This window comes from Pseudomonas sp. ZS1P83, assembly GCF_054897825.1.
This window is the reverse complement of record NZ_CM142706.1, coordinates 5,256,515-5,275,596: the sequence shown is the minus strand read 5'-3', so window position 1 is coordinate 5,275,596 and position 19,082 is coordinate 5,256,515. Positions and strand designations below refer to the sequence as shown.

Genomic DNA, 19,082 nt, shown 5'->3' with positions numbered 1-19,082 from the left:
GCTAGCATTGCGTCTGCATCAATCCAGATCAGACACGAGTGCTCAGCATGCAACTCCCGGACATGAACCTGTTGGTCGCCCTCGATGCCTTGCTCGACGAGGGCAGTGTGGTGGGCGCTGCGCGGCGGATGAACCTCAGCCCGGCGGCCATGAGCCGGACGCTGACGCGAATTCGCGAGGCCATCGGCGATCCGATTCTGGTGCGCGCCGGTCGTGGTTTGGTGCCGACGCCCAAGGCACTGGCGTTGCGCGAGCAGGTGCGTGACGTGGTGGAGCAGGCCGCGCTGTTGTTTCGCTCGGCCGATGCGGTGGAGCTGGGTTCGTTACGGCGGCGTTTCAGCATCCGCGCCAATGACTTTTTCGTCGGGGTATACGGTGGCAAGTTGTTCGACACCCTCGATCGCCAGGCACCGCACTGTGAGTTGCGCTTTGTGCCGGAAGGCGATGGCGATGATGAGGCGCTGCGCGAAGGGCGGATTGATCTGAGCATCAGTAACACCCGGCCGTTGACCCCGGAAGTAAAGATTCAGAATCTGTTCTCTACTCATTTCGTCGGTCTGGTTCGCGAAGACCATCCGCTATTCGACGAAGAGATCACGGCCGAGCGTTTCGCCGGGTTTTCCCATATCAGCATGTCCCGTCGCGGCATTGCCCGTGGCCCGATCGATACCGCGCTCAATGCCTTGGGGCTGGAGCGGCGGGTAGCAGTGATTGCGCCGAGTTTCCACGCGGCGATGTTTGCCTTGCCTGATTCCGATTTGATTCTGCCGGTGCCTAAGGAGGCATTGCTGAGCGTCCAGCGCCTGGGCCTGAAGCTGAGTTCCTTCACCCTGCCGATTCCGCTGCCGACCCTAATGCTGACCCAGTCCTGGCACCCACGCTTCGACAAAGACCCGGCGCACCGCTGGTTGCGTGAAACCCTAAAAGCTTGTTGCGATGAGACGTGGCTGGCCGCACAACCCACCTCAAATTGATCACTGACCGCTGTCACTGATCGTTCCCATGCTCCGCGTGGGAATGCCTCAACGGACGCTCCGCGTCCGCTCTTGGGACGCGGAGCGTCCCGGGCTGCATTCCCACGCAGAGCGTGGGAACGATCAAAACCATTGCGTCTGGTGCACTTATAACCTTCTGATAAGTCAATTTTCGTAAGGTCCCGCGCTTCCTAAAATGCTTCGGTATTCACCCTCCGGAGCTTGCAGTCATGACTTCCCTCACGGTCACGGCACCTCTCGCCGCGGCCAGCCCAGCGACCGCTGTCGCGCCACCGGTCTTCGGTCCGCGGATCATCATCGGCCTGGCGGGCGTGTTGCTGGCGGTGCTGGTGTCGGGCCTGAACGAAATGGTGACCAAGGTTGCCTTGGCCGACATCCGCGGCGCGTTGGCCATCGGCTACGACGAAGGCACCTGGCTGGTTGCCAGTTACACCGCGACCTCGGTGGCCGCCATGGCCTTCGCACCGTGGTGCTCGGTGACGTTCTCGTTGCGGCGGTTCACCCTCTGCGCCATCAGCGTGTTCACCCTGTTGGGCGTGTTGTGCCCGTTCGCGCCAAGCTACGAAAGCCTGCTGGTCATGCGCACCTTGCAAGGCTTGGCTGGCGGCGCGTTGCCGCCGATGCTGATGACCGTCGCGCTGCGCTTTCTACCGGCAAACGTGAAGCTTTATGGTCTGGCCGGTTATGCCCTGACCGCGACGTTCGGCCCAGGGCTCGGCACTCCGCTGGCCGGGTTATGGACCGAATACGTCGGCTGGCAATGGACCTTCTGGCAAATCATCGCACCGTGCCTCATCGCTATGGCAGCGGTGGCTTATGGTTTGCCCCAGGACCCGCTGCGCCTGGAACGCTTGAAGCCATTCAACTGGCGCGGTTTGCTGCTGGGTTTTCCGGCGATCTGCATGCTGGTGATCGGCATCTTGCAAGGCAATCGGCTGGACTGGTTCGGGTCGAGCCTGATCTGCGGATTGCTCGGGGGTGGGTTACTGCTGTTGGTGCTGTTCCTGATCAACGAATGGTCGCAGCCGATTCCGTTTTTCAAGATGCAGATGCTCGGCATCCGCAACCTGTCGTTCGCCTTGCTGACCTTGGCCGGGGTGCTGGTGGTGTTGCTGGCGGTGATCATCATTCCGTCCAGCTACCTGGCGCAGGTGCAGGGTTATCGCCCGGTTCAGACCGCGCCGATCATGCTGCTGGCGGCGCTGCCGCAGTTGATCGCGCTGCCGTTGGTGGCGGCGCTGTGCAACCTGCGCCAGGTCGATTGTCGCTGGGTGTTGGGGATCGGTCTGAGCATGCTGACGCTGTCCTGCATCGGTGGGTCGCAGCTGACATCCGTGTGGATACGCGACGACTTCTACGTGCTGCAACTGCTGCAAATCTTCGGTCAGCCGATGGCGGTGCTGCCGCTGTTGATGCTCGCTACCGGGAGCATTACCCCGATGGAAGGGCCGTTCGCTTCGGCCTGGTTCAACACCGTAAAAGGCTTGGCGGCGGTGATCGCCACCGGCGTGCTGGAGGCGTTGACCACCTCAAGGCTGCATTTGCACTCAATGATGCTGGTGGACAACCTCGGCAATTCACTCCTGGTCGACAGCGACAGCGCGTGCCTTGCCCGTCGGCTGCATGAGCAGGCGGTGGTGCTGACGGCATCGGATCTTTATCTGTGCATGGCCGGCGTCACATTGGCGCTGATCCTGCTGATTTTCTGGCTGCCGACGCGGATCTATCCGCCGCGTGCGCCGACTTGAACGCTTCGCTGAAACAGAAGGTTTTTATGACGACTCAATCAAAGCAAAAAGTGGCCGTTGGCGTCGCCACGGTGGTGGCGCTCGGTGTACTGGTTTATCTGCTGGCGCCCGGCCTGTTCAACAAGCGTACGCAGCAGAACACCAATGACGCCTTTGTCTCGGCGGACTTCACGCTGGTGGTGCCGCGCGTGGCCGGGTTCATCAAGGAAGTGCTGGTGGAGGACAACCAGCAGGTCAAGGCCGGGCAGTTGCTGGCGCTGATTGATGACCGGGATTTGCGTGCCGCCGCTCAAGCGGCAGACGCTGAAACGCTGGTGGCCAGGGCGCAACTGCAAAATGCCCGTGCGACCCTTGAGCGCCAGGCTTCGGTGATCGCTCAGGCCCAGGCCACGGTCGTGTCGGCCAAGGCTGAAATGGCCTTCGCCGAGTATGAACTGAATCGCTACAACCATCTCGCCGGGGTGGGCGCCGGTACGGTGCAGAACGCTCAACAAGCGCGGACTCGCATCGATCAGGCCGCTGCGCGGCTGGCTAACGTGACGGCGGTGCTGGCGGCGGAACGCAAGCAGGTGGAGATCCTCACGGCCCAGCGTGACGCGGCGGAAGGAGGACTGAAACGGGCGCAAGCGGCGCTGGAAATGGCCAGCTATGAGTTGTCCTACACGCGCATCGTTGCGCCTCAGGACGGCGTGGTCGGCGAGCGCGCCGTTCGGGTCGGCGCCTATGTCACGCCGGGGAGCAAAATCCTCGCGGTAGTGCCGCTGGCGCAGGCCTATGTGGTCGCTAATTTTCAGGAGACCCAACTGACCGATGTGCAACCGGGGCAGGGTGTGCAAGTCCGTGTCGACAGCCTCGGCGGCGAAGCGTTGAGCGGTCGCGTCGAGAGCATCGCACCGGCCACGGGCGTGACGTTTGCCTTGATCAAACCGGACAACGCCACCGGTAACTTCACCAAGGTGGTGCAGCGAATTCCAGTGAAGATTGTTCTGGAGCCGGGTCAGGCATTGGCCGAACGGTTGCGAGTGGGGATGTCGGTTGAGGCGAGTATTGATACTGCCAGCGCTGATAAACATGAGGTCGTTCAACGATGAGGATTTTTGTTGATCGTGCTGACGCCTTCGCGAGCAGGCTCGCTCCCACAGGGGAATGCATTTCAATGTGGGAGCGAGCCTGCTCGCGAAGAGGCCAGCGGCCTCAACTCACCTTTTGCGCCTTGTTCGTCATGAGCCTTTCCGCCTGCACCGTCGGCCCGGACTTCCACAAACCCGAGCCACAGCAAATTACCGAATGGTCAAAACCGCCAAAGTCCGCCGCCAGCCAAGCCATCGCCGAAACCATGGACGAGCGCTGGTGGGACGTCTTCCACGATCCAAAGCTCTCAGCCCTGAGCCAGCGTGTCGTGACCGATAACCTCGACCTGAAACTCGCCAGCAGTCGCTTGCAGCAAAGTCGCGCTGCGCGTCAGGTGATCACCGCCGACCGTTACCCGAGTACCGCCGCCACTGGCAGCTACGGGCGTAAACGCAACAGCGGCGAAGGCTTGAACGATCCGTCGGGGCATAACGGCGATTCGGCGTTCAACCTGTGGGATACAGGTTTCTTAGCGTCCTGGGAACTGGATTTCTGGGGCCGTGTGCGCCGCGAAACCGAAGCGGCCGACGCGACCCTGGACGTCGCGGAAAACGACCGACGCGGCGTGTTGCTGTCAGTCCTCGCCGAGACTGCTCAGGACTACATTCAGCTGCGCGGTGTGCAAAGTACGCGCGCCGTCACCGAGCAGAACCTCGACGTTGCCCGCCATAGCCTGAAACTCTCGCAGCTGCGCCTGGCCGACGGTGTCGCCACCGACTTGGACGTCGCCGAAGCTGCCGCCCAGGTAGCGGCCATCGAATCGCGCCTGCCAGCGTTGGAGCAGCGCCAGTCGCAACTGATCAACGCCTTGAGCCTGTTGATGGGCGAGCCGCCGCAAGCGCTGCATGCCGAGTTATCCACCGACGCCCCGGTACCGCAATCCCCGCGTCAGGTCGCTATCGGTCTGCCGTCGCAACTGGCCGAACGCCGCCCGGACATCCGCCAGGCCGAAGCCCGCCTGCATGCCGCGACCGCGAGCATCGGCGTGGCCAAGGGTGATTTTTATCCGCGGATCACCCTGTCGGGCAACATCGGATCGCAAGCCATGCAACTCAGCGATTTCGGCTCCTGGGGCTCGCGCGCCTTCGGTATCGGCCCGCAATTCAGCTTGCCGTTGTTCGATGGCGGCCGCTTGCGCGGCGTGCTGCACCTGCGCGAAGCCCAACAACAGGAAGCCGCCATCGCCTACCAGCAAACCGTGCTGCGCGCCTGGCATGAAATCGACGATCAACTGACGGCCTACAACGCCAGCCAACTGCGCCGCGGCAGCCTCGCCGAAGCCGTCCGCCAGAACCAGATCGCCCTGCGCACTGCGCAACAACAATATGTGGAAGGGGTGGTGGATTTCGTTAACGTGCTGACGGTGCAAGGCGCGTTGTTGGCGACTCAGGAGCAGTTCGTGGAGAGCTCAACCGGGGTTTCGCTGGCGATGGTTGGTTTGTACAAGGCTTTGGGTGGGGGATGGGAGTCGGTGTATCCGGTGACAGAGACGGCACCGCGTTGACTTGGATTTTCACCTCAGCCTAGTGAAATGATTGACCGCAACCTGTACGCGCAACAGACAACTGCCCGCATAGTTAAAGGCGAAAGGTAAGCCAGCATCGACGAGGGCGCTGCCGCTGTCCTACAGTGATGGCAAGCTTCAAGGTTTTTTACCGGCAGTCCGAGGGGTGGCAATGGAGGCGCGCAGAGAAACTCCGCTTGACGGCACCCAAGGCCCGCACGCGGCACCCGGCGCCTGGGCGAGTGTTCTGCGCTTGATTCGATGGGTGCGCGAGCATTGGTTGCTGCCAATCCTGGCATTGGCCGCATTCGTGCGTTTTTATGACCTGACAGCGGCGGCTGTCTGGGGCGACGAAGGGTCCAGTCTGCTGCTGAGCCAGTATTCGCTGGCCGGGATCTGGGTGCATGCCGCCCATGATGTGCATCCGCCGCTGTATTTCATGCTGTTGCATGGCTGGATCGAGCTGTTCGGCAATGGCATTTTTTCGATTCGAAGCTTGAGCGCGCTACCGGGAATTGCCACCGTGGCGCTTGGCGTCTGGTTGGTGGACTTGCTCGCCACTCGCCGCGCCGCATTGTTGGCCGGCGTCCTGTTGGCGCTGCTACCTACCGCCGTGCGTTACAGCCAGGAAGTGCGCATGTATTCGTTGCTGGGGCTGTGGCTGATCGGTGCCACGATCGCCCTGGTTTACTGGATCAAACGTCCCGGGCGTAGGCGTTATCTGGTGATTTACACACTGCTGATGAGCGCAGCGTTCTACACCCATTACTTCACGGCCCTGTGCGTGTTGTGTCATTGGCTGTATTTAGGGCTGATCCGCATACAGCCTGGCTATCGCTTGCGGCATATCCAGCAGCCCGGCTGGTGGTTGGCGAACGTGGCGATTGTGTTGGTGTACTTGCCGTGGGTGCCCAACCTGATCGATCTGGTTCAGCACATGGACCAGCTCAAAGCCAATGGCGATGTAGGGTGGGAAACACCGGTCACGTTCGGCTCGTTGCCTTCGATGATCTGGTCGTTCCTGATCCAGGACGATGACGAGAACCTGCCCACATCGATTTTCATTACGTTGCCTTTGGCGTTGTTGGCCTTGGCCTGGGTGGCGCTGGCGCGAGATCGCAGTGTCATTCGTGGCAGCGCGTTGCTGGTGATCTACACCGTTTTGCCGTTGTTGCTGGTGTTTTCGGTGTCGTTCATCTCGCCGGTGTTCATCGAGCGTTACCTCACCGCGTATGCCCTCGGCCTGCCGATGATTGCTGCACTGGCCATTGACCGCGTGTACGCGGTCTTTCGGGTGGTGGCCCTGACGGTGCTGGTGTTGTTTGTCAGCGTCGAACTGGTCGGCCTGAACAACAACGCCACGGTCGATACCAACGATCAAATCAGCGTCATGGTGGACTACGTGAACCAGCACTTCGTTGCCGGTGACCGGATCGTCACCAGCGACATGCTTTGGTACCTCAGTTACGTCTATTACAACCGCACGGACGCCAAACCGCTGCTGTACACCCCACCGGCCAAGGGTGTTTCGAGCCGCCCGAATGCCTATGGTTTCGGCACGCTGGTGACCCAGGACATTTACCTCGACAGCCTCGGCGATTTGCCCAAAGGCACTGGCCGAGTGTGGTTGATCGGCACCCTCAATGTGCCAGACGAATTCGCGCCGTTGCCCAAAGGCTGGCAGAGCGTTGGCGTAACGCAGGCGGGAGGCGCCAACGCACGCCTGTTCGTGTTGCAGTGAGTCTGTAACAAAAAACGCGTTTTCCAGAAGTCGTGTATCGACGGGACTGACGCCATCGCGATCCGACCTGCTCGCGATGACGGCGGTCAATTCACCCCAAATCCACCCGGCTAGACCTTGACCCGGGCCTGCATGATCTCCGACTCCTCCCAATGATCCAGCGCTCGCTCTACGAGCAACTGCACGCCATCGGCCATGCGGCTGAGCGCCAGGGCTACCGAACGCCGCGTCCCGTCCACATCGTCCGCCAGATTGGCAGCGATGGCGCTGATGGACAGCAGGTCTTCGGAGGCGTTGGCCAGAAGGGTTTCGGTGTTGACATCGGGGGCGACGGTGAAGAGGTTGCCTTTGCGGTGCTTGGGCGGTTTTTCGGCGGTTGGGGGGAAGTAGTGGGCGAAGGCGCGTTCTGCGGCTTCTTTGAGTTTTTCGGTTTCGAGGGATTCTTCGGACGGGGTGCCAGAGTTGTCTGGCGGATTCGGCGTTACCTTGAACATATAAAAAATCCTAAACAGTAATAAGTTGGAGCCGTCACCGTTCGTTTGCACGCGAATTGGGTGGCGGCCGTGCGCAGGTGTGCAAGACCGGGACTGTTTAGGACACCCAGCAGATCCGAGGATCTCCTGCGCGCAGCCGCCATAAAGCATGAGCCATGGCAATTGCGCCCTAAACAGTTTCGTCGGACTTGCACGTCCGTGTCACCGTTTATTCAGTGACAAGGCCACACTAGACCTGGGTTCGGGCCGGAACAAGTTCACCAACACCGCTACAACTTGAAGGAAATCTCCGACGGCGCTACCGGACGTTGGCGACTGTAGCGAAGGTCACTCTTTGGACGACAAATCCGCCATCCCCTTGAGCAATTCGATCGGCAGCGGAAAGACAATCGTTGACGTCTTGTCCCCGGCAATCGAACTCAAGGTCTGCATATAACGCAGCTGCATGGCCCCAGGCTGGCGCCCGAGCATTTCGGCGGCCTGCATGAGTTTTTCCGAGGCCTGCAATTCGCCCTCGGCGTGGATGACTTTGGCCCGGCGTTCCCGCTCGGCTTCGGCCTGTTTGGCGATGGCGCGGACCATCGATTCGTTGAGGTCCACGTGCTTGATCTCGACGTTGGCGACCTTGATGCCCCAGGCGTCGGTCTGAGCGTCGAGCACTTGCTGGATGTCGATGTTCAACCGCTCACGCTCGGCGAGCAGTTCATCGAGTTCATGTTTACCGAGCACTGCCCGCAACGTGGTCTGGGCCAACTGGCTGGTGGCCATGAGAAAGTCTTCGACCTGAATAATCGCTTTCTGCGGATCGAGGACGCGGAAATACAGCACCGCGTTGACCTTGACCGAGACGTTGTCGCGGGTGATCACGTCTTGTGGCGGCACGTCGAGGACCACGGTACGCAAGTCGACGCGAACCATTTGCTGGACCACCGGAATCAGCAGAATCAGGCCAGGGCCTTTGACCTGCCAGAAGCGCCCGAGCTGGAACACCACCCCGCGCTCGTATTCGCGCAGGATGCGAAAGGTCGACCCCGCCAGTGCAATCACCAGTAACAGCAGCGCGGCAAAACCCAGTTGCAGGCCCATGGTTATTCTCCACCCGGCGCCGCGTCAGCCGCGGCCACTTCCAGCAATAATCCCTTGCGTGCCACCACCCGGACCCTTTGCCCGGGTTGCAGCGGCGTGGCGCTGAGCACTTGCCACTTTTCTCCTTGCAGGTGCACCCAGCCGTTGTAGGCATTGCCGGCCAGCGACATCACCGGGGCCACACTACCCACCAGTCCTGCATCGCCACTGACGTTTTCGCGCGGTCGGGTTTTCAGAGCATGGATCAGCAGGAAGATCAGCAGCAGCGCACTGATCAGTCCCAGGCCGATCATCAACGGAACAGGCACCTCGGTGTTGGTCATAATCACCGCACCGATCACGAACATCACAATGCCGCCCAGACCGATCACGCCGTAATTGGGCAAGGCCGCCTCGGCGATCAGAAACGCGATGCCGAACGTGATCAGCCAGATCCCGACGGGGTTGGGCACCAGCAGGACGACGGTGTCCGCCGCGAATACCGATCCGCTCAAGGCCAACAGCAGCGCAACTGCACAACAACGAGTGTTCACGTGACCCTCCGGGAGAGTCATTTATGGTTCTTTATACAGTCTAGTCGAGCTCTAGGTTGTACGAATTTTGATCAGTTGTCGACGTTGTTCCGGCGGGAAGATTTCCCGCGCGATTGCGCCAGCGGGCCTAGACTTTTAGTGGAGATAAAAAGTTTAACCATCGTCCGCGAACAGTGGTTGCGGACACCGAGGTGCATCATGCGTATGGCAAAAACCCTGCAGAGCAGCCTGGAGAAGGCCCACTGCGAATATGACGTCGTCACCCACCCGCACTCGGCCAGCAGCCTTGAAACGGCGCGGGTCGCGGGCATTCCTGCCGAACGGGTGGCCAAATCGGTGATCCTCGATGACCACCATGGCCATTATCTGATGGCCGTGCTGCCCGCGAGCCGTCATCTGGACCTGAGCAAGGTACGCGGCAGCGGCGAATGGCAAATCACCCGGGAAAGCACCCTGGCGCATCTGTTCGAAGACTGCGAACGTGGTGCCGTGCCCGCGTTCGGTGAATCCTATGGCCTGGACATGGTCATCGACCCACTGCTGACCCGGCAGAAAGACATCTACCTCGAAGCCGGCAACCACAACAATCTGGTGCACATGAGCATGCCGGAATTCCTGAAAATGGTGCCGCATGCTGAGGTGTGTGAGTTGAGTCAGTAGTTTTGCAGCGTCAGTTATGACGCCTTCGCGAGCAAGTCGGATCGCCGCATCGCTCGCTCCTACAATGGACCGCAGATCCCCTGTAGGAGCGAGGCTTGCCCGCGATTGACTGCAAAGCAGTCACCCAATCATTTGCCATAAAAAAGGAGCCCGACATGGAATCCCCAACCCACAGCCTCCCCTCCCTGTTCAAACAACTCGGCCTGCCCGACGACGCCCAAAGCATCGACCAATTCATAGCCACCCACTCACCGCTCAAACCCGAATTACATTTGGCTGATGCATTTTTCTGGAGCAAGAGCCAAGCGCAGTTTTTGCGTGACGATATTCTGGATGACGCGGATTGGGCGGAGGTGGTGGATCAGTTGAATGTGCTGTTGAGGAAGGGGCGTGGGGTGTAAAAATCTGAGAAAAACGACTGAAATGTGCAAAAAACTGGTGAGCGGTAAAAAAATCTGAGTGCAAATCCAATTTTAGAGTTTTTTCTACGTTGCTCATAAAACGTGAATGGACCAGAATCGAGACCTAAATTGAGGTCTTAATTATGCAAAATGTTCTGGCCGACATCGCTGTAAGCGTGTCTGAGTTGAAGAAAAATCCAACAGCAGTACTGAACGGCGCCCATGGCGGGCCTGTGGCAGTGCTAAATCACAATCGGGTCATGGGCTACATGGTTCCGGCCGATGTTTTCGAGTGCATGATGGAGCGACTCGATGATCTTGAACTGGCGGAGATTGTTCGCTCACGCAGGCATGAGACACCGATCCCGGTAAATCTGGATGACCTATAAGCTCGAATTCCTGCCGTCCGCACGCAAGGAGTGGGACAAACTGGGTCATACGTTGCGCGAGCAATTCAAAAAGAAATTGGCAGAGCGACTTCAGCTCCCGCGAGTACCGTCAGACTCACTACATGGAATGCCTGACTGCTACAAAATCAAGTTGCGCTCATCGGGGTACAGGTTGGTGTACGAAGTTATTGATGAGCGTGTGGTCGTTTCCGTGGTGGCAGTGGGTAAGCGTGAACGCAGCGCTGTTTACGACCGAGCCAAGAAACGTTAATAGCCTTCCGACCTTTATTATTCCGCCGCCTGCGCCCGCTTGGCGGCAAATTCAGTTTCGATCTCTTCATTGCTGAAGTATTGGCCTTGACGCTGTGATAGCCGTGCCGCGTCCACTTTCCTTTGCAGGAAACCGCGGTACTGCTTTGAGTCTGCAGAAACCAGGGTGTTTTCAGATTCTGATTCAGGAGGTTTAGTCACTGGTTAAGTCTCGGTCCGGTCGCAAAGCGTTACGCAGTTTCGAATGCTACGGCGATTCCTGCCGAAGATAGTCATGGATCATGACCGCCAAATTGTTTCAAAACTTGACCAACTTTCCCCCCAAATGCCATATTGATAGTTAGCAAACTAACAGTGTGTACATTCCCTCGTGCCGAAGAACCTCGACGCTCTCCAGATGAACATCAGCAGTTCCATGGTGGTGGCCGCCAGGCATTGGCGGAAGATCTGCCAGACCACGCTGGTCAACTATGGAATCTCCGAAGCCTGCGCCGTCCCGTTGTTGATGATCGGGCGTTTGGGCGAGGGTGTGCGGCAGGTGACGGTGGCGCAGGCGGCCGGGATGGAGAGCCCGTCCCTGGTGCGCCTGCTGGATCAACTGTGTCATGCCGGTTACGTCTGCCGCACCGAAGATGCCCATGACCGGCGCGCCAAATGCCTGAGCCTGACCGAGACGGGCCGTGAGTTGGTGCAAGCCGTCGAGATCGAGCTGGTGCGCTTGCGCCATGAAGTGCTTGAAGGGATCGACCAGAGCGATCTGGAAGCGGCGTTGCGGGTGCTGAGAGCGTTTGAATCGGCCAATCATCTGCCGGTGGTGAACCCTTGAGCGGGTTTTTCACCGGCATTCCCCCGGCGCGGGACTGGTTCTACGGTGTACGGACGTTCGCGGCATCGATGATCGCGCTGTACATCGCCATGCTCATGCAAATGCCGCGTCCTTATTGGGCGATGGCCACGGTCTATATCGTTTCCAGTCCGTTTGTCGGCCCTACCAGTTCCAAGGCGTTGTACCGCGCGGTCGGCACCTTCCTCGGCGCCGCTGCGGCGGTTTTTTTCGTGCCGATGTTTGTCCAGAGCCCTTATGTGCTGGTGGTGGTCATTGCGCTGTGGACCGGGATTCTGTTGTTCCTGTCGCTGCACCTGCGCACCGCCAACAGTTACGCCTTGATGCTCGCCGGCTACACCTTGCCGCTGATCGCCCTGCCCGTCGTGGATAACCCATTGGCGGTGTGGGACGTGGCCGAAGCGCGGACTGAAGAAATCTTCCTCGGCATCGCTGTGGCGGCGGTGGTTGGCGCGATGTTCTGGCCCCGGCGGCTGGCGCCGGTGTTCAACGATTCGGTGAACACATGGTTTACCGATGCCTCGACTTACAGCCTGCGTTTCCTCAGCCGCAATGTGCAGCCGGACGAAGTCAGCGCGCTACGCTCCTCGATGGTTGCGACCTTCAACACGCTGGAATTGATGATCGGTCAGTTGCCCCACGAAGGCGCGCGGCCGCAAACGGTGCGCAACACCAAGGAACTGCGCGGCCGCATGATTCACCTGCTGCCAGTGATCGACGCCCTGGAAGACGCGCTTTATGCCCTTGAGCGGCGCACGCCCGAGCTTGTGGATAAATTCGCGCCGTTGTTGGCCGCGACCACCGAATGGCTCGGCCACAAAGACGCCGACCTGGACCGCTGGCAAACGCTGAAAACCCAGCTCGATGCCCTGCAACCCAGTGCCGAGGCGCTGAATGATCGCAAGCAATTGCTGTTTTCCAACGCCCTGTATCGCCTCGGCGAGTGGATCGATGTGTGGCAGGACTGTCGCAGCCTGCAGTACGCCATCCAGTGCGAAAGCCAGGACAGCTGGCGCGCGGTCTATCGGCACTGGCGGCTCGGTCGGCTGTCGCCGTTTCTCGACCGAGGGTTGATGCTCTATTCGGCGGCGTCCACGGTCACGGCCATCATCGTCGCTTCGGTGCTGTGGATTTTGCTCGGCTGGACCGACGGTGGCGCTGCGGTCATTCTGGCGGCGGTGGCGTGCAGCTTTTTCGCTTCGATGGACGACCCGGCACCGCAGATTTATCGATTCTTTTTCTGGACGGCGATGTCGGTGTTGTTCGCCAGTCTTTATCTGTTTCTGGTCCTGCCCAATCTGCATGACTTCCCGATGCTGGTGCTGGCGTTTGCCGTGCCGTTTATTTGCATCGGCACCCTGACGGTCAAGCCGCAGTTTTATCTGGGCATGCTGCTGACCCTCGTCAACACCTCGTCCTTCATCAGCATTCAAGGCGCCTACGACGCGGATTTCCTCAGCTTCGCCAACGCCAACCTCGCCGGTCCCGTGGGCTTGTTGTTCGCCTTCGTCTGGACCCTGATCGCCCGGCCGTTCGGCGCCGAACTGGCGGCCAAGCGTCTGACCCGTTTCAGCTGGCGCGACATTGTCAGCCTGACCGAGCCGGCGTCGTTGTCTGAGCACCGGCACTTGGGCGTGCAGATGCTCGATCGCCTGATGCAGCACCTACCGCGCCTGGCCATGACCGGCCAGGACACTGGCATCGCCCTGCGGGAAGTGCGCGTGGCGCTGAACCTGCTGGACTTGCTCGCCTATACGCCGCGAGTCCTCGGCGTACCGCAAGCGCTGCTGCACCAAGTGGTGGCCGAGGTCGGCGAGTATTTTAAAGCCTGCCTCAAGGCTGGCGAACGTTTGCCGGCACCGAGTCCGTTGCTGATGACCCTGGACCGCACCCGTCGTGCCCTCAACACGGAGTGCGATGAGGGCGCCCGTCTGCATTTGCTGCACGCCCTGAGCGGTCTGCGCCTGTCGCTGCTGCCAGGGGTGGAATTCGTCGGCAGCGGCGAGCTCGAAGAACAGCTTCCCCATGGCATCGATGGAGCGCCTTTATGATCGGTGATCTGGATATCAGCGGGGTGTTTCTGCCCACGCTGCTAGTGCTGATGGGCATTACGTATGTGTTGTACCTGCTGGTGCACGGGTTGCTGACGCGCCTGCACTTTTACCGTCTGGTCTGGCACCGGGCATTGTTTAACGTGGCTCTCTACGCCGTGCTGCTCGGCGTCGTGGACTCACTCAGTCGATACCTGATGACATGAAAAAACCTTTTTTGACCCTCGGTCGCGTGGTCTTGACCCTGCTGATCGTGACCTTCGCCGTCGTCGTGGTCTGGCGCATGGTGATGTATTACATGTTCGCGCCCTGGACCCGGGACGGCCACATCCGTGCCGACATCGTGCAGATCGCGCCGGACGTGTCCGGGTTGATCCAGCGCGTCGACGTGCGTGACAACCAATTAGTGAAACGTGGCCAAGTGCTGTTCAGCATCGATCAGGACCGTTTCAAACTGGCCTTGCGTCAGGCCAAGGCAGCGGTCGCCGACCGTCAGGAAACCCTGGCTCAGGCGCAACGCGAAGCCAAGCGTAACCGTGGCCTCGGCAATCTGGTGCCGGGCGAGCAACTGGAAGAAAGCCAGTCCCGGGTGGCCCGCGCCGAAGTGGCGTTGATAGAAGCTCAGGTGGCCGTGGACAGCGCTCAACTCAACCTCGACCGCTCGACCATCCGCAGCCCGGTGGACGGCTACGTCAACGACCGTGCACCGCGAACTCAGGAATTTGTCACGGCCGGGCGCCCGGTGTTGTCGGTGGTGGACAGCCATTCGTTCCACATCGACGGTTATTTCGAGGAAACCAAACTGGACGGCATTCATGTCGGCCAGAGCGTCGATATTCGGGTCATCGGCGACCGCGCTCGCCTGCGCGGGCATGTGGAAAGCATCGTCGCCGGCATCGAAGACCGCGACCGCAGCAGCGGCAGCAACCTGCTGCCCAACGTCAACCCGGCGTTCAGTTGGGTGCGGCTGGCCCAGCGGATTCCGGTGCGGATCGCTTTCGATGACGTGCCGACGGATTTCCGCATGATCGCCGGGCGTACCGCCACGGTGTCGATCATTGACGATCAAACCCGGGAGCCGGCGAAATGAGCAGGGCCTCGGGTTTGGCTATCTCCGGATTAGGCCTGTTGTTGTCAGCCTGCCAGGTGGTCGGGCCGGATTATCACGTGCCGGACGAGGCCGCCGTACACCGTGAAGACTTGCAGGACGACTTGGCGGTGAACGGCAAAAATGTCGTCTCGGCACCGGTGCCCAGCGATTGGTGGCGCTTGTATCAGGACCCGCGCCTCGATCAATTGGTCCAGCAGGCCATGGCCTCCAACACCGATTTGCGCGTGGCGGCGGCGAACCTTTCCCGGGCACGTGCGCAGGTCGATGAGGCTCAAGCTGCCGGTGGCTGGAGCGGCGGCGTGAAGATAGGCGCCCAGCGTTTGCAGGAGTCCGGCGAAGCGTTCTTGCTACCGGAGAAAGTGCCAGTGGCCAACGTCGGCGACATTGGCATTACCACCTCGTATCAGTTCGATCTGTTTGGCACGTTGCAACGCGGCATCGAGGCGGCCAAGGCCAATGCCGATGCGACTCAAGCTGCGGCGGATACGGCGCGGATCACCTTGGTGGCTGATGTGGTTCGGGCGTATACCCAAGTCTGCGCGGCCAACGAAGAGCAGGAAATCGCCCAGCATTCCCTCGACTTGCAAGCCCAGGGCAACACGCTGATCCAGCGCTTGCGGAACGCCGGGCGTGGCGATGAAACCCAGGTCACCCGCTCACAAACCCAATTCAAATCCTTGCGTGCCGACATGCCGCGCTATGAGGCGGCGCGTCAGGCCGGTTTGTTCCGGTTGTCGATGCTGCTGGCTAAACCGCTGGATCAACTGCCGGCCGGCACCGACAGCTGCGCCGAACTGCCGAAAATTACGCAATTGTTGCCGGTGGGTGACGGCGTGACGTTGCTCAAGCGTCGCCCCGATGTGCGGCAGGCCGAGCGACGACTGGCTGCCGCGACCGCCGGCATCGGCATCGCCACCGGCGAGTTGTACCCGGACATCAGCATCGGCGCGACCGTTGGTACCGTCGGCATCCTGGAAAACCTCGGCAAACCGGCGACCAATCGCTGGGGCTTCGGGCCGTTGCTGACCTGGACCGTGCCGTCCAACGGCTCTCGCGCACGAATTCGCGAGGCCGAAGCCGCCACCCAAGGTGCGCTGGCACATTTCGATGGTGTGGTGCTCAACGCCATCCGCGAAACCCAGACGGGTCTGGCCCAGTACTCCGCGTTGTTGCAACGTCGCGATGCGCTGGCTGACGCCGAGCAGTCGGCGCAACTGGCGGCAGACCAGACCCACCGCTTCTTCCAGGCCGGTCGCGCATCGTTCCTGGCGGACCTGCAAGCGACCCGCACCTACACCGATGTGCGGGCGCAACTGGCCTCTGCCAACACGCAAGTTGCCATGAGCCAGATCGATTTGTTCCTCGCGTTGGGCGGCGGTTGGGAAAGCGGACGAACGCAAGCGTCACAGCCCGGCAAACCCTGAGGCCGTTGCTATGCTTTGATTTGATGAGGTCGCGCGACGAGCTCATCATTCAAGGCTCGCGTTGGTCATGGGGATTCCAATAATGAAAAACCCTTATGCTCCCGGCTTCTGGTGCGCTATTGCGGCATTGGTGTTGCTATCGGCCACCTATTTCTACGGCATCATGCTGGCCCACCAGATTGACAAGGCTCTGGTGTTCCTCGACAGCGCTTCAGCACTGATTGCCGTGATGGCAATCGTGGTGGTGGCCTGGTCTTCGTTCCAGGGCCAGCGCATCAAAAAAAGACAACTCGAACAAGGCAAGACTCTGGTGTTGATCTGGGACACCAAGGTCGCGCTGCGCCGTGTCGAAACGGTGTTCGATCGGTATTTCTGGGGCAGTTACTGGCAACCGGGGCGTACGTTCCAGGAAGTCATGGGCGAACTCACCGGCACGCCGCTGGAAAAAAGCCTCGAAACCCTGAAAAAACAATGCCAGGCGCTGGACAAGCAAATGTCCGAGGACGGCTGGCACTGGCTCAACAACGCCCGTGAACTCTCCGATGTCGCCAACGCCATGGCCCGCGAACGTTATCAACTGGACTTCTGCGACCCGCGCTCGGAATCCCCAAGCGGCACGGCGGTGATCAATCGGGACTTCGAGGTGCTGGTCTATACATGGACTGCACGGCTCAAGAGCTTTGATCATCAGCTGGATGAGATCGAGGTTCAGTATTCCTGAATTGATGTTGCCTGTACTGACGCCTTCGCGGGCAAGTCGGGTCGCCGCATCGCTCGCTCCTACAAGGATCACGCGATATCTGTAGGAGCGAGGCTTGCCCGCGAAGGCGATTTAATGCCCACCGAAACTCTCACCCCCACGCACGGTCCATAGACACTCTTTAACCTTTAATCATTGGGTTGCCCTGCGCGCCTGATGCTAATCTGCATCCCACTTTTTGCGCAGTCGTGACCGCAACCCGTCATGGGTTCAGGGAAGACGACCACACCTTCAACAACGGACATTGATCGGGTAATTCATGAATAAATCAGCAGGCGTGCTTCTAGGAATTGTGGTCGCCATCGGTGCAATCAGCGCCGGCGGTGCCTGGTACACCGGGACCAAACTCGAAGGTGTGCTGAACACCTCGATCGCCGACGCCAATAAAGAGCTGCAAACCGCGCTGGTCGGTTCCAAAGGCACAGCGTCGCTGGAACTGGTGTCGCTGGAGCGCAATGTATTCAGCAGCACCGCGCACTACCGCCTCAAGGGCCAAGGCGAGATGTTCGGTGAAGCACCGGTGGAGCTGCTGTTTGTCGATCACATTGAACACGGTCCGTTGCCGTTCTCGCGCCTGATGTCGCTGAAGTGGCTGCCGGTCCTGGCCACCAGTCACTACGAACTGGAAAGAACCCCGACCACCGAAAAGTGGTTCGCCGCAGCCAAGGACAAATCCCCTCTGACGGGCGTGGTCAACATCGGCTACGACAACTCCACCAAGGGCACCCTCGAATTGCTGCCGCTGGACGTGGCGCTTGACGATAAGTCCAGCCTGAAATTTTCCGGGCTGAACCTTGATGTCGCCGCCAGCGCTCAAGCGCAGAAGGTCAAGGCCAACGGCTACATGGACAGCCTGACGCTGAGCACGGTCGCCGAAGATCAGACGCCGGTGAAGGTCGAACTGAACGGCCTGACCCTGGCCAGCAACCTGACAAAAAGTACTTACGGATACTACACCGGCGAGAACACCGTCGAGCTGACCGACAGCAAGACCACCTTCGGCGCCAAGCAGTCGGTACTGGGCTTCAAGAAATTTGAAATGAAGAACCAAACCGAGGAATCGGGCACCAGCGCTTCGGGGCGTGCCGATTACAAGGTGGGTGAGGTGACCTTGAACGGCAAGGCTGTCGGGTCTGCGCAAATGGCCATGAGCCTGAAGAACCTCGATATCCCGGCAACAATGTCGCTGATGCAGATTTACCAGACCAAACTGCAACCGTACGAGAAGGCCGCCGCTGAGGCCGCTGCTGCGGGTGAACCGGCCCCAGAGTTGGTTTTGACCCCGGCCGAAGAGGCGCAAGTCAAAACCGGCCTGGAGAAACTGCTGGCCGCCGGCCCGCAGGTCGCCCTGGAGAATCTGTCGTTCAACACCCCCAATGGCGAAAGCCGCGCCAACCTGGTGCTCGACCTGACCAAACCACAATCCATGGACCTGCCGCCAGACCAGCTTACCCAACAACTGATCGCGCTGCTGGACGTCAACGTGCAAGTGTCCAAGCCAATGCTCGTTGACCTGCTGAGCGTGCAGTCGCAAATTGACGGCCAGACCGACGCCAAGCTCATCGCTGATCAGGCCACCGCCACCGCCGACATGTTCAGCAGCATGGCGGTCGGCACGCAGTTGGCCAAACTGGACGGCAATAACATCGTCTCCAAACTGCACTACGCCAATAATCAGGTGGAATTCAACGGCCAGAAAATGACCGTCGAAGAGTTTGTCGGGTTCGTCATGGGCAAACTCGGCGGTAATGTCACCGTCCAGTAAAACCAGGATTTACCCACCGACGCCCGGCCTCTGCGTAATGCAGACGCCGGGCGTTTTGCTGTCCGGCGTTTGAAACGGGATAAGGAGCGACGCCCAATTTTCTGAAAAACGGAAAAGTCTCGCTGTATTAGAAGACCCTTCCTACATAAATCCGCTTCCCCCGTTGATAACGTGC

Annotated in this window: 20 protein-coding genes; 16 read left to right on the top strand and 4 right to left on the bottom strand. The window is 60.0% G+C overall.

What is annotated here, in order from left to right:
- The first annotated feature begins 47 nt into the window (after window positions 1–47).
- The 5 genes from ACYZT0_RS24780 (at window position 48) to ACYZT0_RS24760 (ending at window position 7,119) form a co-directional block, all read left to right on the top strand.
- Window positions 48–974: a LysR family transcriptional regulator gene (locus tag ACYZT0_RS24780; protein ID WP_462043416.1), complete on the top strand. Its 927-nt coding sequence runs from the start codon at window positions 48–50 to the stop codon at window positions 972–974.
- Window positions 975–1,204: 230 nt separating this feature from the next.
- Window positions 1,205–2,743 carry an MFS transporter gene (locus ACYZT0_RS24775; RefSeq protein ID WP_462043415.1) on the top strand — a complete coding sequence of 513 codons (1,539 nt, stop codon included), beginning with the start codon at window positions 1,205–1,207 and terminating at the stop codon, window positions 2,741–2,743.
- 26 nt (window positions 2,744–2,769) lie between these two features.
- Entirely contained in the window at window positions 2,770–3,834 is a 1,065-nt protein-coding gene (locus tag ACYZT0_RS24770) for an HlyD family secretion protein (RefSeq protein ID WP_462043414.1), read from the top strand.
- Window positions 3,831–5,378 (top strand): efflux transporter outer membrane subunit, encoded by a 1,548-nt coding sequence (locus ACYZT0_RS24765; protein WP_462043413.1) that lies wholly within the window; start codon window positions 3,831–3,833, stop codon window positions 5,376–5,378. The genes ACYZT0_RS24770 and ACYZT0_RS24765 overlap by 4 nt, the downstream gene beginning before the upstream one ends.
- Before the next feature lie 172 nt (window positions 5,379–5,550).
- Window positions 5,551–7,119: a glycosyltransferase family 39 protein gene (locus ACYZT0_RS24760; RefSeq protein WP_462043412.1), complete on the top strand. Its 1,569-nt coding sequence runs from the start codon at window positions 5,551–5,553 to the stop codon at window positions 7,117–7,119.
- Between the two features lie 110 nt (window positions 7,120–7,229).
- Here the strand turns inward: ACYZT0_RS24760 and ACYZT0_RS24755 are convergent, their stop codons facing one another.
- From ACYZT0_RS24755 to ACYZT0_RS24745, 3 genes are all read right to left on the bottom strand, one after another.
- On the bottom strand, window positions 7,230–7,613 hold the full coding sequence (locus ACYZT0_RS24755) for a DUF6124 family protein (RefSeq protein WP_462043411.1): 384 nt from the start codon (window positions 7,611–7,613) through the stop codon (window positions 7,230–7,232).
- A gap of 327 nt (window positions 7,614–7,940) precedes the next feature.
- A complete protein-coding gene (locus ACYZT0_RS24750) occupies window positions 7,941–8,699 on the bottom strand; it encodes a slipin family protein (protein WP_462043410.1) in 759 nt (252 codons plus the stop codon).
- Window positions 8,700–8,701: 2 nt separating this feature from the next.
- Window positions 8,702–9,232: an NfeD family protein gene (locus ACYZT0_RS24745; protein ID WP_462043409.1), complete on the bottom strand. Its 531-nt coding sequence runs from the start codon at window positions 9,230–9,232 to the stop codon at window positions 8,702–8,704.
- 198 nt (window positions 9,233–9,430) lie between these two features.
- Here ACYZT0_RS24745 and ACYZT0_RS24740 point away from each other — a divergent pair, with 198 nt between their 5' ends.
- The 4 genes from ACYZT0_RS24740 to ACYZT0_RS24725 all read left to right on the top strand — a co-directional run bounded on the left by ACYZT0_RS24740 (window position 9,431) and on the right by ACYZT0_RS24725 (window position 10,953).
- Window positions 9,431–9,892 (top strand): aminoacyl-tRNA deacylase, encoded by a 462-nt coding sequence (locus ACYZT0_RS24740; protein WP_462043408.1) that lies wholly within the window; start codon window positions 9,431–9,433, stop codon window positions 9,890–9,892.
- Window positions 9,893–10,047: 155 nt separating this feature from the next.
- Complete coding sequence (locus ACYZT0_RS24735; protein ID WP_462032779.1) at window positions 10,048–10,293, top strand: DUF2789 domain-containing protein; 246 nt, start codon at window positions 10,048–10,050, stop codon at window positions 10,291–10,293.
- Between the two features lie 143 nt (window positions 10,294–10,436).
- The gene (locus ACYZT0_RS24730) at window positions 10,437–10,682 is read left to right on the top strand and encodes a type II toxin-antitoxin system Phd/YefM family antitoxin (protein ID WP_462043407.1); all 246 of its coding nucleotides are present in this window, start codon (window positions 10,437–10,439) and stop codon (window positions 10,680–10,682) included.
- Complete coding sequence (locus ACYZT0_RS24725) at window positions 10,672–10,953, top strand: type II toxin-antitoxin system RelE family toxin (protein WP_109627206.1); 282 nt, start codon at window positions 10,672–10,674, stop codon at window positions 10,951–10,953. The genes ACYZT0_RS24730 and ACYZT0_RS24725 overlap by 11 nt, the downstream gene beginning before the upstream one ends.
- Window positions 10,954–10,970: 17 nt before the next feature.
- On the opposite strand, the gene ACYZT0_RS24720 is transcribed toward ACYZT0_RS24725, so the two are convergent.
- Window positions 10,971–11,153, bottom strand: a complete 183-nt coding sequence (locus tag ACYZT0_RS24720) for a hypothetical protein (protein WP_462043406.1) — start codon at window positions 11,151–11,153, stop codon at window positions 10,971–10,973.
- Window positions 11,154–11,349: 196 nt separating this feature from the next.
- On the opposite strand from ACYZT0_RS24720, the gene ACYZT0_RS24715 reads away from it, so the two are divergent.
- The 7 genes from ACYZT0_RS24715 to ACYZT0_RS24685 all read left to right on the top strand — a co-directional run bounded on the left by ACYZT0_RS24715 (window position 11,350) and on the right by ACYZT0_RS24685 (window position 18,907).
- Window positions 11,350–11,778: a MarR family winged helix-turn-helix transcriptional regulator gene (locus ACYZT0_RS24715; protein ID WP_462043405.1), complete on the top strand. Its 429-nt coding sequence runs from the start codon at window positions 11,350–11,352 to the stop codon at window positions 11,776–11,778.
- Window positions 11,775–13,847 carry an FUSC family protein gene (locus tag ACYZT0_RS24710; protein WP_462043404.1) on the top strand — a complete coding sequence of 691 codons (2,073 nt, stop codon included), beginning with the start codon at window positions 11,775–11,777 and terminating at the stop codon, window positions 13,845–13,847. The genes ACYZT0_RS24715 and ACYZT0_RS24710 overlap by 4 nt, the downstream gene beginning before the upstream one ends.
- A complete protein-coding gene (locus ACYZT0_RS24705) occupies window positions 13,844–14,053 on the top strand; it encodes a DUF1656 domain-containing protein (protein WP_462043403.1) in 210 nt (69 codons plus the stop codon). The genes ACYZT0_RS24710 and ACYZT0_RS24705 overlap by 4 nt, the downstream gene beginning before the upstream one ends.
- Window positions 14,050–14,937, top strand: a complete 888-nt coding sequence (locus ACYZT0_RS24700) for an efflux RND transporter periplasmic adaptor subunit (RefSeq protein WP_462043402.1) — start codon at window positions 14,050–14,052, stop codon at window positions 14,935–14,937. Before ACYZT0_RS24705 ends, ACYZT0_RS24700 begins: the two co-directional genes overlap by 4 nt.
- Window positions 14,934–16,382 (top strand): efflux transporter outer membrane subunit, encoded by a 1,449-nt coding sequence (locus ACYZT0_RS24695; RefSeq protein ID WP_462043401.1) that lies wholly within the window; start codon window positions 14,934–14,936, stop codon window positions 16,380–16,382. Before ACYZT0_RS24700 ends, ACYZT0_RS24695 begins: the two co-directional genes overlap by 4 nt.
- A gap of 82 nt (window positions 16,383–16,464) precedes the next feature.
- Window positions 16,465–17,103 (top strand): NADH:ubiquinone oxidoreductase subunit N, encoded by a 639-nt coding sequence (locus ACYZT0_RS24690; RefSeq protein ID WP_462043400.1) that lies wholly within the window; start codon window positions 16,465–16,467, stop codon window positions 17,101–17,103.
- A gap of 298 nt (window positions 17,104–17,401) precedes the next feature.
- A complete protein-coding gene (locus ACYZT0_RS24685) occupies window positions 17,402–18,907 on the top strand; it encodes a YdgA family protein (protein ID WP_462043399.1) in 1,506 nt (501 codons plus the stop codon).
- Window positions 18,908–19,082 lie beyond the last annotated feature (175 nt).

Coding starts and splice junctions, on each gene's coding strand:
- ACYZT0_RS24730 (WP_462043407.1), top strand. CDS start 10,437: ATGCAAAATGTTCTGGCCGACATCGCTGTAAGCGTGTCTGAGTTGAAG.
- ACYZT0_RS24690 (WP_462043400.1), top strand. CDS start 16,465: ATGAAAAACCCTTATGCTCCCGGCTTCTGGTGCGCTATTGCGGCATTG.
- ACYZT0_RS24700 (WP_462043402.1), top strand. CDS start 14,050: ATGAAAAAACCTTTTTTGACCCTCGGTCGCGTGGTCTTGACCCTGCTG.
- ACYZT0_RS24775 (WP_462043415.1), top strand. CDS start 1,205: ATGACTTCCCTCACGGTCACGGCACCTCTCGCCGCGGCCAGCCCAGCG.
- ACYZT0_RS24740 (WP_462043408.1), top strand. CDS start 9,431: ATGCGTATGGCAAAAACCCTGCAGAGCAGCCTGGAGAAGGCCCACTGC.
- ACYZT0_RS24750 (WP_462043410.1), bottom strand. CDS start 8,699: ATGGGCCTGCAACTGGGTTTTGCCGCGCTGCTGTTACTGGTGATTGCA.
- ACYZT0_RS24765 (WP_462043413.1), top strand. CDS start 3,831: ATGAGGATTTTTGTTGATCGTGCTGACGCCTTCGCGAGCAGGCTCGCT.
- ACYZT0_RS24755 (WP_462043411.1), bottom strand. CDS start 7,613: ATGTTCAAGGTAACGCCGAATCCGCCAGACAACTCTGGCACCCCGTCC.
- ACYZT0_RS24725 (WP_109627206.1), top strand. CDS start 10,672: ATGACCTATAAGCTCGAATTCCTGCCGTCCGCACGCAAGGAGTGGGAC.
- ACYZT0_RS24705 (WP_462043403.1), top strand. CDS start 13,844: ATGATCGGTGATCTGGATATCAGCGGGGTGTTTCTGCCCACGCTGCTA.
- ACYZT0_RS24695 (WP_462043401.1), top strand. CDS start 14,934: ATGAGCAGGGCCTCGGGTTTGGCTATCTCCGGATTAGGCCTGTTGTTG.
- ACYZT0_RS24685 (WP_462043399.1), top strand. CDS start 17,402: ATGAATAAATCAGCAGGCGTGCTTCTAGGAATTGTGGTCGCCATCGGT.
- ACYZT0_RS24760 (WP_462043412.1), top strand. CDS start 5,551: ATGGAGGCGCGCAGAGAAACTCCGCTTGACGGCACCCAAGGCCCGCAC.
- ACYZT0_RS24780 (WP_462043416.1), top strand. CDS start 48: ATGCAACTCCCGGACATGAACCTGTTGGTCGCCCTCGATGCCTTGCTC.
- ACYZT0_RS24715 (WP_462043405.1), top strand. CDS start 11,350: ATGAACATCAGCAGTTCCATGGTGGTGGCCGCCAGGCATTGGCGGAAG.
- ACYZT0_RS24770 (WP_462043414.1), top strand. CDS start 2,770: ATGACGACTCAATCAAAGCAAAAAGTGGCCGTTGGCGTCGCCACGGTG.
- ACYZT0_RS24735 (WP_462032779.1), top strand. CDS start 10,048: ATGGAATCCCCAACCCACAGCCTCCCCTCCCTGTTCAAACAACTCGGC.